A 15290-nucleotide genomic window follows, 5' to 3' on the forward strand; every position below is an offset into this window, starting at 1 on the left:
CCGACGGCCGAGCGCGCGACAGGAGGCCCAGGTACGGCGGTCGAACGCCCGTGCGGCATTTCCGGCGCCTCGCGGCTTTTGTTTCGGCGGGATTCACGGGATTGTGAATTTATGGCCCGATGATTGACCTGTGAACTGTGTTCAGGGAGCAGTCCACTGTGCCACGATGTGCGCGACCGCACGACCTGGGGGTGGAGATGCTGTACTTCGGTGGGCTGTTCGGAGTGGTGATGATAGGACTGACGATCTTCGCGGTCGTCGACGTCATCACGAGCGACGAAGGCTCGGTTCGGCACCTGCCGAAGGTGATGTGGCTTCTCCTGGTCCTGCTGTTCCCCTTGGTGGGGTCGATCGCGTGGCTGGTCGCGGGCCGTCCGGTGGTGGGGACCGGAAGGGCGCGATTCGGGGCCTTCGAACGCGGTACGCCCGCCTATCCCGAGTACGACCGGCCGGGGCGGTTCGCGGCCGGCAATCCTGACGACGATGAGGACTTCCTGCGACGCTGCCGTGAGCGCGCGGAGGAACAACGACGCAAGGGACGCGAGAACCAGTGAGGATAGTCCTGCTGTTCTTGGTTGTTCTGCTCGCCGGTTGTGGCGGAAACGCGCAAATGGCGGCACAACCCCCCACTCAGCCGTCCACTTCGGACAAACTGGCGCCTGCCGACTTCCAGGCGCTCTGGTGGACGTGGGCCTCCCAGCCCTCCGGGAGCAACCCGGTGTCCGACACCTCCGGGCGGTACTGCATGCGCGACCAGCCCGTCGAGGTCTGGCTGCTCGCCGGGTCGCTCGGCGAGGGCGCGGTCGAACGCCAGTGCCGCGTTCCGGCCTCCAAGCCTCTGCTCGCACCGGTGGTGAACCTCGCGAGCGACGTCGCCTCCTGCGAGACGTTCATGAAGGGCGCGCAGGGCGAGGTGCTGATGGACGGCTCGACGCAGGCGCTCACGCGGGTGTCGGCCACGCCGTTCACCTACGAGGCGCGCGCGGGCAACCCGTTCGGCGCGCAGGCCGGCCGGATCAACTCGGTGGGCTGCGGCCTGTACGCGTGGATCACCCCGCCCGCGTCCGGGGAGCACGAGCTCGTGATCCGCGGTTCGGCGAACGGCAAAGAGGTCGACGTGAAGTACAAGCTGATCGTGGGCGCCGACTAGAAAACCGGGTGCGCCTGTCCGGTACCGTGGTCAGTGGCGTCCGAGCAGACGTGAGGCTGGAGCCGCTCCCCGGCAGTGAGCGGCACGTTCCGCCGCAGTGTTCAGCAACTCCTGCTCAGCGAAGCGAACCGACCACGTAGACGCGTGACACATGCGTCCTTGTCTTGCCGAGCCGGGCGGCGGAAACGAGGACTGCTGTCATGGCACGTCTGTCCATCACGGACCAGCTGGCCGATCTGCGGCGCACCTACACCGGCGAGAACCTGTCCCAGGCGGTCCCGGCCGTCCGCGACGGGGAGTCGCCCCTGCCCGCGGCCGGCACACAGGCGCAGGCCCAGCTCGAAGCCAAGGTGCTGCTCGCGGCCTGCACCGCCGCGAGCATGCTCCAGCTGATGCCGCCCGCGAGCATCGTCAGGCCCGCCCACGCGTTCCGGACGGTGGAACCGGGGGAGACGCTGAAGCTGTACCTGCACGACCGGGCGCTCGGCCCGCTGCTGTTCGAACTGCTGCCGCGCACCGAGGGCGGCTTCGGCATGGGCGTCGCCGGTCTGGAGCACCGGCAGCACCGGCGGTCGGCCGAGCTGACCACGGGGGACGCCGCGGTCGTGCTGGTCGGCGTCGACGAGAACGCATGGGACCTAGGCATGCGGTACGTGCGCTGGATGCACGAACACCGCGGTGTCGAGTACACCGACGGCGGCGGCACTGACGACGAGGTCGCGGAATCGGCCACTGGGAGCGCTCTCCTGCGCCGGGTACACCTGTGGCATGACGCCAGCTGGTTGCGAGCACTCCCGATGGGCGGCGCCTGGTTCGTCGAGTGGGCGGGCGGTCCGGCCGAGGCCGAGATCAGGGCCGCGCTGGCCCACCCCGGGTTCGGGATCGCGGGTCAGACCACCCTGCGGCGTCAGGAAGCGCCTGCCCAGGACGTCGAGGAGGGCATGCGGACCTATCCGTGGCCCGAGGAGTTCGTGTCTGCCGTCACGGCCGGTGACCCTGATCAGCGGCCTGACCGCCGGTAGACTGCGCTTTCGCCCGCAGGAACGATCGTCAGGAGGACCCCGGTGACCCAGCAGGCTGCCGAGGCCCAGTCCGAAGCCACGCGCAAGGCCCCTCGCGTGCTCGTCGCCGAGGACGAGGCGCTCATCCGCCTCGACCTGGTGGAGATGCTGCGCGAGGAGGGCTACGACGTGGCGGGCGAGGCCGCAGATGGTGAAGAGGCCATCAAGCTCGCGACCGAACTCAACCCCGATCTGGTGATCCTCGACGTGAAGATGCCGAAGGTCGACGGGATCGAGGCGGCGCAGCACATCGCGGGCAACCGGATCGCGCCGGTCGTGATCCTCACCGCGTTCAGCCAGCGCGACCTGGTCGAGCGCGCCCGTGACGCGGGCGCGATGGCGTACCTGGTCAAGCCGTTCGCCAAGCGGGACCTCGTGCCCGCGATCGAGCTGGCGATGAGCCGGTTCAGCGAGCTGGCCGCGCTGGAGCAGGAGGTCGCCGGGCTCACCGAGCGCCTGGAGACCCGCAAGACCGTGGAACGGGCCAAGGGCATCCTCATGACCAAGCAGGGTCTGAGCGAGCCGGAGGCGTTCCGGTGGGTGCAGCGCACCGCCATGGATCGCCGCACCACGATGAAGGCCGTAGCGGAGGCCGTCATCGAGAACTTCGGCTGAGTCACCCTCGGCCGAGTTCGAGCCACACGGAGTCCGTCTGCCGCCCCGGATCCTCGGGGCGCAGGCGGACTTCGACGTTGTGGGGGCCGGTCAGCACGAGAGTCAGCTCGTGCCGGCCGCCTATGCCACCCGGAATCGGCATGGTCGCCGCGAGAGAGTTGTCGACGTACACCTCGTAGCCCGCTATCGGCGCCACTGAGCGTGCGTGGGCGGCGTCGAGGGTGATCGCCAGCGTGACGTCGTTCGGGCCCTTAGCGGTGATCTCAGCGGTCATGACGGGCAAAACGGGCGGTGGCTCGGGAGGGGCGAGGGCGAGCTTCGTCTCCGGCCGGCCGGGCACCTCGAAGTAGCTCTCGACCACCTCGGCCTGCGCCGCACCCGGCATCCGCAGCACGAACGGCGTCAGCGCGTCCGGCCCGGTGGTCCCGAGCAGCTCGGCCGGCAGGTCTCCTGCCAGCGTCAACTCGGCGCCCTCCGCCGCGGACCAGCCGCTCACGACCGGCCTCAGCGGCACCTTCGCCGACCCGAGCTGCGCGACCACCGCGTTCGGATCGCCGCCACTGCCCAATCGCACCGTTGTCCGGAGACGCGCCGAGGGGACCCCACGCAGCGGTGTGCGCGCCACGCCGATGCCCGGCGCCGCCTCCTCCGGGTCGAGCACGCGCAACGTCCCCGCCACGACCGACGTGTCGATCGCCTCGGCCTCCGGGCCCCGCGACCCGGAGATGCCGACGGTGTCGATCTCGACCCGTCCCGGATAACCGGGCGGAGGCGTCACGCCGATCAGCACGCTTGCCTCCCGCCACTTCGGCACGACGGGGAGAACCGCGATCTGGAGGCCGTCCTGAAACACCTTCACGTCGTTATCTGTCAGCACCGCCTCGAATCGATGCAGAACGCCCGCGCCGCGTGTTCCGGGGGCCACGGAGTCGTCCACCACCACGCGCACCGCATCAGCAGGAGGTATGGGTCCGAGGCGGTCGGGCGTTCCGGGCGCCAGGTCGAGCACGAGCTTCCGCGGGGCCCGGCCGCGTCCGTGACGACGACGACCCGGCCCAGTTCTGGCGACTCGCTGAGCCGCAGCAACGTCCGTGCGCGCAGCACGGCGGTGTCGTTGCCGCACGGCATGTCGAGCACCAACCGGCCGTTGGACCCCGAACTCGGGTTGACGCACCCCTCGCGTGCGCTCAGGTGGTACCGGCGTGCGAAGAACGTGTCGTCGAACTCGTCGATCGAACCGGCGACCGCCCTGCGCCAGCCGTCGTCGCTCGGCCGTTCCTCCGCCCTGACCGGCGCGGACCGCTGCCCGAACGCGTCCACGGCCCGGATCTCGGGCCGTCCGGAGCCCGTGATCTCGGGCGACGCGACGAGCCGCCCGCCGACCTCGTAGCCGACCGCGCCGTTGACAGGAAGCCATTGGACACGTCCGTCGCTGCTCCATCCGGAGGACGGAGGGTTCGGCCGGGCCGGTTGATCTGGAACAGAGACGTAATCCGCTGTGTACTTAGTTAAGCGAACGGCCTCTGAACTGGGCTTCTGCAAGGCATCATCGTGGGTGCGCAAAGCGAGCACCGCGGCCACGAGAACCGCGGCGGCACCGACCGCGGTGATCACTCGGCGACGCGGAGTCATACGTCCACGTTATGACAGCCGTCCAAAGAGTGAACGAGTGTTACCGTCTGTGACATTCCTTAAACCAAACATAACGCCGCGTTGCGTTATGGTCACGAGCCCATTGGCTTTGATGACTGCGGTCACAGTCATCGCCTAGGTTCCGGCCATCCCTCAGGAGAGGGTGATGGAGCGGCGCGCGGAGATCTCGCGTTTGCCGGGAGCAGGGATATAGGAGGGACATCACGTGCGTAAGCACTCTGTGAAGTCCGCAGCGATCGTCGGTGCCTCGCTGCTTGTTCTTGCAGCCTGTGGCTCGAACAAGACCGAGGGCGGCGGCACCAGCGGGGGCAGCTGCGACACGTCGAAGGGCACTCTGACCGTCGGTGTTGTCGCCCCGTTGTCCGGGAACCTGTCCGCTCTCGGCATCGGCATCAAGCAGTCCGCCGAGCTCGCCGTGGACGAGGCGAACAAGAAGTGCACGGTTCCGGGCTTCAAGCTGACCGTGTCCGCCCAGGACGACGAGGCCAACCCCGCCAAGGGCGCCCAGGCCGCGACCAAGCTGTCGACCGACCCGAACGTCGTGGGTGTCGTCGGCACGCTGAACTCGTCCGTGGCCCAGACGGTGCAGCCGATCCTGCGGGACAAGAAGATCCCCCAGGTGTCGCCCGCGAACACCAACCCGTCGCTGACCAGGGGCAACGACTTCCTGACGGCCCCGAAGCGCCAGTTCGACAACTACTTCCGCGTCTGCACCACCGACGACCTGCAGGGCCCGTACGCGGCCAACTACCTCGTCGAGAAGGCCGGCAAGAAGAACATCGCCATCATCACCGACGGCAAGACCTACGGTGAGGGCCTGGCGGCCGAGCTGTCGAAGCAGGTCACCAAGAAGGGTGGCAAGATCGTCGGCTCCGAGAAGGTCGGCGAGAAGGACACCGACTTCTCCGGTGTCATCTCCAAGATCAAGGCGCTGAACCCGGACGCGGTCTACTACGGCGGTGAGTACCCGGTCGCCGGCCCGCTGTCCAAGCAGATGGCGTCCAACGGCCTCAACGTTCCGCTGATGGGCGGCGACGGCATCTACGACGGCAAGTTCATCGAGCTCGGCGGCAAGGAGGGCGACCTCGCCACCTCCGTCGGCGCCCCGACCGAGTCCCTGGCCACGGCCAAGGCCTTCGTCGACGCGTACAAGGCGAAGTTCGGCAAGGAGGACTACGCCGCCTACGGTGCGTTCTCCTACGACGCGGCGAACGCGATCATCGGTGGTCTGGCCAAGACCCTCGAGGGTGGCTCCGCGTGGGACGACTCGAAGCGTGACGCGATGCTGACCAACGTCGGTGCCTACAGCGGTTCCGGCGCCACCGGTGCGGTCAAGTTCGACCAGTACGGCGACAGCACCAACAAGGTCCTGACCGTCTACCAGGTCACCTCTGGCAAGTGGAAGGACGTTCAGACCGGCGAGTTCACCGGCTGATCGACTACCTAATTACTGATTGAGCCACGGCGGGGGCGGGCGTTCTTTGCTCGCCCCCGCCGTCTACGGAGGTAGTCGTGTCAGTCCTGCTCCAACAGCTGGCCAACGGGGTCATTCAGGGTGCGTTGATCGCCCTGATCGCCCTCGGGTACACGATGGTGTACGGCATCATCCAGCTGATCAACTTCGCCCACGGCGAGGTTTTCATGGTGGCCTCGTACGGAGGCCTCGCCACGTTCACGCTTCTTCCTGACGATCTCAAGAAGTCGCCTGCCGTGGCTCTGCCGCTCATGTTCGTCGGCGGCATCGTGGTGGCGGTCGTCGTCGCCCTGATCATGGAACGGTTCGCGTACCGCCCGCTGCGTGGCGCGCCTCGCCTGGCGCCCCTCATCACCGCGCTCGGCGTGTCCGTGTTCCTGCAGGAAGCCGTGCGCGTCTGGTACCCCAACGCCACGTCCAACCTGCCCTACCCGAAGGTGTTCCCGGAAGGGAACCTGACCCTCGGTTCGATCAACATCGCGTGGACGGGCGTGCTGCTCGTCGTGCTGTCGGTCGGTCTGTCGATCATCCTTCAGACCTACATCAACAGGTCGCGGATGGGCCGGGCGATGCGCGCCACCGCGCAGGACCCCGACACCGCGAAGCTGATGGGCGTCAACCCCGACCGCGTCATCGTGCTGACCTTCGTGATCGGCGCCGTGCTCGCGGGCGTCGCGGGCGTCATGTTCGGCGGCTACCTGAACAACATCAACATCGACATGGGCTTCCAGAACGGCATCTTCGCCTTCACGGCGGCCGTCCTGGGTGGCGTCGGCAGCATCCGCGGCGCGGTCATCGGTGCCTTCATCATCGGTCTGATCAAGACCCTGTCCGGCCAGTACATGCCGGGTGGCACCCAGTACGACTACGTGTGGATCTTCGTCGTGCTGATCCTCGTGCTCGTCTTCCGCCCGCAGGGTCTGTTCGGCGAGCCGGAAAGGGTGCGCGCATGAGCACGGTTGACAGTTCTGCGAAGCGCTCCGCCCTCGCACCGCTCGGCAAGCCGTTCGCGATCGTCGGTGGCGTCCTCGCCATCGTCGCGGCACTGCTGCCCTGGGTCACGTTCAGCCTCAACGACGGCAACTGGCCCGACAAGTCAACGCTCCAGTTCTTCGACGCGCCGTTCCTGGTCACCGGGTTCCGCTGGCACCTGCTGGTGCTCGGCGTGCTCGTGCTCATCGCGACCTTCGCGCCGATCCCCTCGCGCGGCCGGGTCGTCCGGGCGCTCGGCTGGGGCGTCGCGCTGGTGTCGTTCGTCAACGCCGCGTACATCACGGTCAAGGGCGGTGGCCTCGGTGCCATCACGGCCCTCGACGGTGCCACCGCGTTCGGTGGTGTCGTCGGCATCGTCGCCGGTGTCCTGGTGATCCTCGCCGGGTACGGCATCGGCATCGAGCCGGTGCAGGACTGGAACTTCAAGGTCTCCACCCCGGTCGCCTACCTGGCGCTGCTGGTGTCGTTCGCCGCGGTGCTCTACGCCGTGGCCGCGATGCTGACCACCGGTGGCGTCGGTACCGCGAACCCGTACGCGGGCGCGATCTTCCTGTCGTTCCTCGGGTTCGCCGCGGGTCTGCTCGCGGCACTGAGCGGCGTCGGGTTCGTCCGCTGGCTCTCGGCACTGTCCGAGCAGCACCGCGTGTTCAGCGTGATCGTGCTGGCGGCGTGCGCGCTGCTGCTGCCGTTCACCGAGGCGGGCAACGAGTACTGGATGACGGTCGCGGCGAACATCGGCATCTACGCCGCCACCGCGATCGGCCTGAACATCGTCGTCGGTCTCGCGGGTCTGCTCGACCTCGGGTACGTGGCGTTCATGGGCATCGGCGCCCTCGTGGCGGCGAACTTCTCCGGTGCCGCGACGGCGCACTTCGGCATCACGCTGCCGTTCCCGGTCGCCGCGGTGATCGCCGCGATCGTGGCCGGCATCTTCGGCGCGGTCGTCGGTTCGCCGACGCTGCGGGTCCGCGGTGACTACCTCGCGATCGTGACGCTCGCGTTCGGTGAGATCTTCACCCGTTCCGCGCAGAACAACATCGCCGGCATCACCAACGGCTCCAACGCCATCCCGGGCATCCCGGCGCTGTCGCTGTTCGGCGCGGAGTTCAACAGGTCGATCTCGATCGGCGCCGTGAAGCTCCCCGCCGGTGTCCTCTACTACATCCTCATCGTGCTGCTCGTCGCGGCGACGATGGCGGTGTTCGCGAACCTCAAGTTCAGCCGCATCGGCCGTGCCTGGATCGCGATCCGCGAGGACGAGGACGCCGCCCGCGCGATGGGCATCCGCACCGGCAAGATGAAGATCCTCGCGTTCCTCATCGGTGCCATGCTCGCGGGTCTCGCGGGCGCGGTGTTCGCGCACAAGAACGGCACCGTCTCGTACGAGTCGTTCAAGTTCCTCGAGTCGGTCACGCTCCTCGCCGCGGTCATCCTCGGCGGCATGGGCTCCATCCCGGGCGCCGTGCTCGGTGCGGCGCTGCTGTTCGTGCTGCCCGAGAAGCTGCGCGACTTCGAGGAGTACCGCCTCATGATCTTCGGCCTCGCGCTGATCCTGATCATGCGGTTCCGTCCGCAGGGCCTCATTCCGGACCGGCATCGCCGGGCCGAGCTCGCGGGCGAGGATGTTGACGGTGCGCCGATCGACGAGGCGCACGTCGGGCCGAAGGAGGCGAAGGCGTGAGCACGCCAGTTCTGGAGGCGCGCGACGTCTCGATGGTCTTCGGTGGCCTCAAGGCGTTGAAGGGCGTCACCCTGACGCTCGACGAAGGCAAGATCGTCGGCCTGATCGGCCCGAACGGCGCGGGGAAGACGACGTTCTTCAACTGCCTCACGGGTCTGTACACGCCGACCACCGGTCAGGTGCTGCTCAAGGGCAACGTCCTGCCCGGCGACCCGGCGAAGGTGACGGACGCGGGCGTGGCCCGCACGTTCCAGAACATCCGCCTGTTCCCCAGCATGACCGTGCTGGAGAACGTCATGGTCGGCCGGCACGTGCGGATGAAGCAGGGCCCGCTGGCCTCGCTGTTCCACGGCCCGGCGTACCAGAAGGGCGAGCGGGCGGCACGAGAGCGTTCGCGGGAGCTGCTCTCGTTCGTCGGCTTGAACAACCTGGACGACGAGCTGTCGCGCAACCTCCCGTACGGCGACCAGCGCCGTCTGGAGATCGCGCGCGCGTTGGCGACGGACCCGGCGGTGCTGCTGCTGGACGAGCCCACCGCGGGCATGAACCCGCAGGAGACGGAAGCGACGCAGCAGCTGATCTTCCGCATCCGCGAGACGGGTGTCTCCGTCGTCGTCATCGAGCACGACATCAAGTTCATCTTCGGGCTGTGCGACTCGGTCTCCGTGCTCGTGCAGGGCGAACTGCTCGTCGAGGGCAGCCCCGAGGTCGTGCGGGCGGACCCGCGGGTGGTCGAGGCCTACCTCGGCAAGCCGCCGGAGGAAGTCCAGCACGACGTCGAGGCCGCCGCAGCTGCTGAGGAGGAGCAGGCATGACCGCGCTGCTCGAAGTCCGCAACCTCTCGGTCGCCTACGGCGCGATCGAGGCCGTCCGCGACATCTCGTTCACGGTCGAGGCCGGCCAGATCGTGTCGCTGATCGGCTCGAACGGTGCGGGCAAGACCACGACCCTGCGCACCATCTCGGGTCTGCTGCGGCCGGCGTCCGGCGAGATCCTGTTCCAGGGCAAGCCGATCCACAACGACCCGGCGCACGCGATCCTCGGTGAGGGCATCGCGCACTGCCCCGAGGGCCGCCGGCTCTTCCCGCGGATGACCGTGGAGGAGAACCTGCAGCTCGGCGCCTACGTCCGCAAGGACGACGGCGTGCAGGCCGACATGGACCGCGTGTACGAGCTGTTCCCCGTCCTGGGGGAGCGCAAGCACAACAAGGCCGGTCTGTTCTCCGGTGGTGAGCAGCAGATGCTCGCCATCGGCCGCGCGATGATGTCGAAGCCCCGCCTGCTGATGCTCGACGAGCCCTCGATGGGTCTCTCGCCGATCATGACGCAGCGGATCTTCGACACCATCAAGGAGCTCCAGTCGCTCGGCACCACCATCCTCCTGGTGGAGCAGAACGCGCTGGCGGCCCTGGCGTTGTCGGACCACGGCTACGTGATCGACCTCGGTAAGACCACTTTGGACGGTCCGGGGCACTCGCTCCTGGCCGACCAGCGGGTGCGCGACGCGTACCTGGGTGAGGCTCACTGAGGGTTCGTGCTGTGCGGGGCGGGGTGGGGGATTTCCTCCGCCCCGCTTTCGTTTGCCCGGAGTGGGGTGGGGTCGCCTGCGGGGTTGGTTGGTGCGGGTGGGGCTGCCTGCTGTGGGACTGCCTGCGATGGTGTGGGCGGGTTGCGGTGTGCACGTGGTGCGGTTGGGTGGGTTGCCTGCTTTGGGGTTGGCGGGCGGGGGTGAGTTGCCGCTCACGTGGCTTGGGCAGGTGGGGTGCCGCTTTGGTTTGTCTGGGGCGTTGGGACTGCCTGCGGTGGTGGGGCTGGAATGGGTGGGTTGCCGGACTCCGCGCACGGTCACCAGATGACGGGCCAGCCCGGAGCCCAGACCATCCGTGCCACCGGTGATCAGCACCGCGCCCTCAGGGGTCAAGCGGCGCCGGAATCGTCAGGACGCCCTTACCGATGTCTGCTTTGGGTTGGCCGGCCTGGGGGCTGCCGCTCACGCCGCTCGGGCGGGCGGGTTGTTCGCTGTGGCTTGGCTTTGCGCGGCGGGGTGCCGCAATGGTTGGCGTGCTGGGGAACCGGGGTGGTTGGCGCTGGCGGGGCGGTTCGGCGCTTTGCTGCTGGGCTTGAGGTTGGGCGGTCAGGTGGTGGATTCCGGAAGCCGTCTGCGTTGAGGCGGTGGGGCGGAGGGGTTCTCCGCCCCGGCTTCGGGTGGCTGCTGGGATCAGGTTCGGTCGAAGTCGGCCAGGATGCGGGGCAGGGCCAGCTTGGCCGCTTGGCCGTGGTTGACGGTGGCGCCCAGGTCTACGAGCGTGCTGCGGGCGTGGCGTTGTTTGAGGCGCTGGTCGCAGTAGGCGGAGGTTTCCAGGAGCGTGTCGCGGTCGCCTGACGAGGAGTAGATCGTGACGGGGACGCGCGGGCGCCAGTCGCAGGTGCTGTCGGCTTCGCGGAGTTTTGTTCTCAGGACGCCGGTCGGGTGGCGCAGGCGGGCGGCGTAGGTGTCTGTCAGGAGTTCCGGCATCGTTGCCGGGAGGCGCGGGAAGATGTCCTCGTTGCGGTGCTCGCCGTCGAAGAGCTTCTCGATCGACGGGTCGCGGAAGACCTCGGCCGCGTCGTCGTAGAGGTGGAAGAGGCGGTTCCAGGCGACGGTCCAGTACGCCATGTACGCGACGCCGTTGGAGATCTCGCCGTTCAGCGCCCTGCCGACCAGCAGGCTGGGCTTGAACGGGCCGCCGATCGGGGCCAGGGCGCCTACCTCCAGGTGCCTGTCGGCGCCGTTCTGCACCGCCTCGCCCAGCGCCATGGCCGCGTGCCCGCCCTGGGAGTGACCGGTGATCATGACGCGCCGGTCGGGACGCAGGCCCTGGGAGGCGGCGTACTCGCGGGCCGCTCTGAGGGCGTCCACGGAGGCCGTGACGGTGGACTTCGCGTCCACGTACGGGTGGAAGCCGGGGCCGGTGCCCAGGCCGAGATAGTCAGGGGCCGTCGTCAGGTAGCCCGCCGAGGCGAACAGGTAGGTGGCGGCCCTGTCGTTGCCGTCGGCGACGGACGCGACGGAACCCCGGTAGCCGGTGGTGCCGTGCAGCCACGTGGCCTGGCGGGGTGTGCGGTCGCCGTTGCGCGGCAGGGCGATCAGTGCGCTCGCGGTCGTGGGATCGCCGAACGCGTCGATGGTGCGGTAGGTGATGCGCTTCGCGTCGACGGCGAAGCGGACGCGCGAAGCGTCCAAGGCGTGGTCCCCCAGGTACTTGACCAACTGGGTGGTGTCCAGCGTGGACACCGGGACGACGTCGAGGAGGCTGCCGCGAGCCGGGTGGGCGGACGCGGTGGCCGGGACCGGGGCCGCGACCACCGCACCGCACAGGACTGCTGCTGTCAGTCGAGTCGTGAAGGTCATGGACCCACGATCTCGGGATGATCTTGGGTGCGCACTGGGGTGAACCGCACAACCGAGGTGGGGTTTACCGCAGGGCGGTACCGCAGATGACCGGCCTGGGCGGCGGTCAGGCGCCCGGTGGCTTGGGGCGCAGGAGGCAGGTGAGGCGGGCCGTGCAGGTGCGCTTGCCGTCCTCGTCGGTGATCACGATCTCGTAGGTGGTGGTGCTGCGGCCCAGGTGGATCGGGCGGGCCACACCCGTGACGGTGCCTTCGCGCGCGGCCCGGTGGTGGGTGCAGGAGAGTTCGAGGCCCACGGCGATGAGGTCGTGCTGGGAGGCGTGCATCGCCGAGGCGATGGAGCCCAGCTGTTCCGCGAGGACGGCGTTGGCGCCGCCGTGGAGGAGACCGAACGGCTGGCGGTTGCCCTTGACCGGCATCGTGCCGACCATCTCCTGGACATCCCATCGGGTGATTTCGATGCCCATGCGGACGTGCAACTGCTCGTCGGCGAACTCGATTGGCAGGTCCGGGGTCACGCGCGCTCCAAGGGCTCAAGCGAAACTGTCAGACCCCCACCCTAGACTCGGGCTCGTGACTCACTCAGACGTGAAGCGGCTCCTGCTCATCGACGGTCACTCGATGGCCTACCGAGCGTTCTACGCCCTGCCCGCCGAGAACTTCGTGACGAAGACGGGCCAGGTCACGAACGCCGTGTACGGGTTCACGTCCATGTTGATCAACATCCTGCGGGACGAGCAGCCCACGCACGTCGCGGTGGCGTTCGACGTGTCGCGCAAGACCTTCCGGTCCGAGCAGTACCCCGAGTACAAGGCCGGGCGCACCAAGACGCCGGACGAGTTCCGCAGCCAGGTCTCCCTGATCAAGGACGTGCTGGCCACGCTGGCCATCCCGACCATGGAGAAGGAGAACTACGAGGCGGACGACATCATCGCGACCCTCACCACGCAGGCCGTGGAGCAGGGGATCGAGGTCGAGATCGTCACCGGCGACCGGGACGCGTTCCAGCTGGTCAACGACAAGGTGACGGTGCTCTACCCGGTCAAGGGCGTGTCCGAGATGGGCCGGTTCACGCCGGCCTACGTCGAGGAGAAGCACGGCGTGCGGCCCGACCAGTACGCGGACTACGCGGCGGTGCGCGGCGACAGCTCGGACAACCTGCCGAACACCCCCGGCGTCGGGCCGAAGACGATCATCAAGCTGCTCAACCAGTTCGGCGGGCTCAACGAGCTGGTCGACCGCGTCGACGAGGTGCCCGGCAAGGTCGGCGAGGCCCTGCGCGGCAACCTGGCGAACATCATCATGAACCGCCAGCTCACCGAGCTGATCAAGGACGTCGAGCTGCCGTACACCATCGACGGCCTCGAGGTGCAGCAGTGGGACCGCGACGCGGTGCACCGCCTGTTCGACGAGCTGGAGTTCCGCGTCCTGCGCGACCGTCTCTTCCAGACGCTGACGACCGCGGAACCCGAGGCCGAGGAGGGCTTCGAGGTCTCCGGCGGCGCGGTTCCGGCGGGCACGCTGAAGAAGTGGCTGGCCGAGCACGCGAGCAAGACCCGCGTCGGCGTCGCGCTGCGCATCACCACGGACCTGGAGGGCGTCGCGCTCTGCACGGCCGACGGCGAGGGCGGCTACGTCGACGTCACGCAGCTGAACGAGGCGGACGAGCAGGCGCTCGCGAAGTGGCTCGCCGACGAGAAGATCGCCAAGGCGGGGCACGACCTGAAGCTGCCGCTGCGCCGCGTGCGCGCCCGCGGCTGGAAGCTGCGCGGCCTCTCCTCCGACACGGCGCTGGCCGCCTACCTGGTGCGGCCCGGCCAGCGGTCGTTCGCGCTGGACGACCTGGCGCTGCGCTACCTCAAGCGCGAGCTGCGGGCCGAGGAGTCCGGTGACGGCCAGCTGTCGCTGCTCGCCGACGAGTCCGAGGAGGCGCAGAAGGTCGCCACCAGCACGATCCTGCGCGCGCGGGCCGTCGCCGAGCTCGCGGACCGCCTGGACGAGGAGCTCGTCACCATCGGCGGCACCGACCTGCTCGCGAAGATCGAGCTGCCGCTGATGAACGTGCTCGACGAGGTCGAGGCCGTCGGCATCGCGATCGACGTCGACCACCTCTCCGAGCTGGAGGCGCACTTCGCGGCCGGCGTGAAGCAGGCGGCGCAGGACGCGTACTCGGTGATCGGCAAGGAGATCAACCTCGGCAGCCCGAAGCAGCTGCAGGCGGTCCTCTTCGACGAGCTGAACATGCCGAAGACGAAGAAGACCAAGACCGGCTACACCACGGACGCGGACGCGCTGCAGAACCTGTTCGAGCAGACCGAGCACCCGTTCCTGCAGCACCTTCTGTCGCACCGGGACGTCACCCGGCTGAAGTCCACTGTGGACGGCCTGCTGAAGTCGGTGGCCGACGACGGCCGCATCCACACGACGTTCCACCAGACGATCGCCGCGACGGGCCGGCTGTCCTCGACGGACCCGAACCTGCAGAACATCCCGATCCGCACGGACGAGGGCCGCCGCATCCGCCAGGCGTTCGTCGTCGGCGACGGCTACGCGGAGCTGATGACCGCGGACTACAGCCAGATCGAGATGCGGATCATGGCGACGCTGTCCGGCGACGAGGGCCTGATCGCGGCCTTCAACTCGGGCGAGGACCTGCACACCTACGTGGCGTCGCAGGCGTTCTCGATCCCCACCTCCGAGGTGACGGGCGAGATGCGCCGCCGCATCAAGGCGATGTCGTACGGCCTCGCGTACGGCCTGTCGGTGTTCGGGCTGTCGCAGCAGCTCCGCATCCCGACGGAGGAGGCCCGCGAGCAGATGGAGGCGTACTTCAACCGCTTCGGCGGCGTGCGCGACTACCTCAACGAGATCGTGAAGAAGGCCGGCAAGGACGGCTACACCGAGACCGTTCTCGGCCGCCGCCGCTACCTACCCGACCTGACGTCGGACAACCGCCAGCGCCGCGAGATGGCCGAGCGGATGGCCCTCAACGCGCCGATCCAGGGCAGCGCCGCCGACATCATCAAGGTGGCCATGCTCGGCGTGTACAAGGCGCTGGAGGAGTCGGGCCTGCGGTCGCGGATGCTCCTGCAGGTCCACGACGAACTGGTGCTGGAGGTCGCCGAGGGCGAGCGCGAGGCCGTGGAGGCCCTCGTGCGCGACCAGATGGGCAACGCCTACCAGTTGCTGGTGCCGCTGGAGGTCTCGGTCGGCGTCGGCCGCTCCTGGGACGACGCGGCCCACTAAGGGCCTCGAAACGCGAGTCAGCCCGCC

Annotated in this window: 14 protein-coding genes; 10 read left to right on the top strand and 4 right to left on the bottom strand. The window is 68.5% G+C overall.

What is annotated here, in order from left to right:
• The first annotated feature begins 197 nt into the window (after positions 1 to 197).
• The 4 genes from ACFWNN_RS12610 to ACFWNN_RS12625 all read left to right on the top strand — a co-directional run bounded on the left by ACFWNN_RS12610 (position 198) and on the right by ACFWNN_RS12625 (position 2826).
• Positions 198 to 554, top strand: a complete 357-nt coding sequence (locus ACFWNN_RS12610; protein ID WP_382440131.1) for a PLDc N-terminal domain-containing protein — start codon at positions 198 to 200, stop codon at positions 552 to 554.
• 56 nt (positions 555 to 610) lie between these two features.
• Positions 611 to 1150, top strand: coding sequence for a hypothetical protein (locus ACFWNN_RS12615; protein WP_382440013.1), 540 nt, complete (start codon positions 611 to 613; stop codon positions 1148 to 1150).
• Between the two features lie 200 nt (positions 1151 to 1350).
• Positions 1351 to 2172 carry a hypothetical protein gene (locus ACFWNN_RS12620; protein WP_382440014.1) on the top strand — a complete coding sequence of 274 codons (822 nt, stop codon included), beginning with the start codon at positions 1351 to 1353 and terminating at the stop codon, positions 2170 to 2172.
• A 42-nt stretch (positions 2173 to 2214) separates the two neighbouring features.
• Positions 2215 to 2826: an ANTAR domain-containing response regulator gene (locus ACFWNN_RS12625; protein ID WP_285639166.1), complete on the top strand. Its 612-nt coding sequence runs from the start codon at positions 2215 to 2217 to the stop codon at positions 2824 to 2826.
• A 1-nt stretch (position 2827) separates the two neighbouring features.
• Here the strand turns inward: ACFWNN_RS12625 and ACFWNN_RS12630 are convergent, their stop codons facing one another.
• Positions 2828 to 3685, bottom strand: coding sequence for a hypothetical protein (locus ACFWNN_RS12630; RefSeq protein WP_382440015.1), 858 nt, complete (start codon positions 3683 to 3685; stop codon positions 2828 to 2830).
• An 11-nt stretch (positions 3686 to 3696) separates the two neighbouring features.
• Entirely contained in the window at positions 3697 to 4458 is a 762-nt protein-coding gene (locus tag ACFWNN_RS12635; protein ID WP_382440016.1) for a hypothetical protein, read from the bottom strand.
• A gap of 226 nt (positions 4459 to 4684) precedes the next feature.
• On the opposite strand from ACFWNN_RS12635, the gene ACFWNN_RS12640 reads away from it, so the two are divergent.
• From ACFWNN_RS12640 to ACFWNN_RS12660, 5 genes are all read left to right on the top strand, one after another.
• Positions 4685 to 5914, top strand: coding sequence for a branched-chain amino acid ABC transporter substrate-binding protein (locus ACFWNN_RS12640; protein ID WP_382440017.1), 1230 nt, complete (start codon positions 4685 to 4687; stop codon positions 5912 to 5914).
• Between the two features lie 77 nt (positions 5915 to 5991).
• Positions 5992 to 6906: a branched-chain amino acid ABC transporter permease gene (locus tag ACFWNN_RS12645; RefSeq protein ID WP_382440018.1), complete on the top strand. Its 915-nt coding sequence runs from the start codon at positions 5992 to 5994 to the stop codon at positions 6904 to 6906.
• Positions 6903 to 8627 carry a branched-chain amino acid ABC transporter permease gene (locus tag ACFWNN_RS12650; protein ID WP_382440019.1) on the top strand — a complete coding sequence of 575 codons (1725 nt, stop codon included), beginning with the start codon at positions 6903 to 6905 and terminating at the stop codon, positions 8625 to 8627. The genes ACFWNN_RS12645 and ACFWNN_RS12650 overlap by 4 nt, the downstream gene beginning before the upstream one ends.
• Positions 8624 to 9442, top strand: a complete 819-nt coding sequence (locus ACFWNN_RS12655; RefSeq protein WP_382440020.1) for an ABC transporter ATP-binding protein — start codon at positions 8624 to 8626, stop codon at positions 9440 to 9442. The genes ACFWNN_RS12650 and ACFWNN_RS12655 overlap by 4 nt, the downstream gene beginning before the upstream one ends.
• Entirely contained in the window at positions 9439 to 10155 is a 717-nt protein-coding gene (locus ACFWNN_RS12660; protein WP_285639176.1) for an ABC transporter ATP-binding protein, read from the top strand. Before ACFWNN_RS12655 ends, ACFWNN_RS12660 begins: the two co-directional genes overlap by 4 nt.
• Before the next feature lie 690 nt (positions 10156 to 10845).
• Here ACFWNN_RS12660 and ACFWNN_RS12665 read toward each other — a convergent pair.
• Entirely contained in the window at positions 10846 to 12018 is a 1173-nt protein-coding gene (locus ACFWNN_RS12665) for an alpha/beta hydrolase family protein (protein ID WP_382440021.1), read from the bottom strand.
• Positions 12019 to 12124: 106 nt separating this feature from the next.
• Entirely contained in the window at positions 12125 to 12484 is a 360-nt protein-coding gene (locus ACFWNN_RS12670) for a PaaI family thioesterase (RefSeq protein WP_382440022.1), read from the bottom strand.
• Between ACFWNN_RS12670 and polA the strand changes: the two genes are divergently transcribed.
• Complete coding sequence (gene polA / locus ACFWNN_RS12675; RefSeq protein WP_382440132.1) at positions 12483 to 15263, top strand: DNA polymerase I; 2781 nt, start codon at positions 12483 to 12485, stop codon at positions 15261 to 15263. The genes ACFWNN_RS12670 and polA overlap by 2 nt on opposite strands.
• The last annotated feature ends 27 nt before the right edge of the window (positions 15264 to 15290 follow it).

This window comes from Lentzea sp. NPDC058450 (assembly GCF_042721395.1).
Taxonomy (GTDB): domain Bacteria; phylum Actinomycetota; class Actinomycetes; order Mycobacteriales; family Pseudonocardiaceae; genus Lentzea.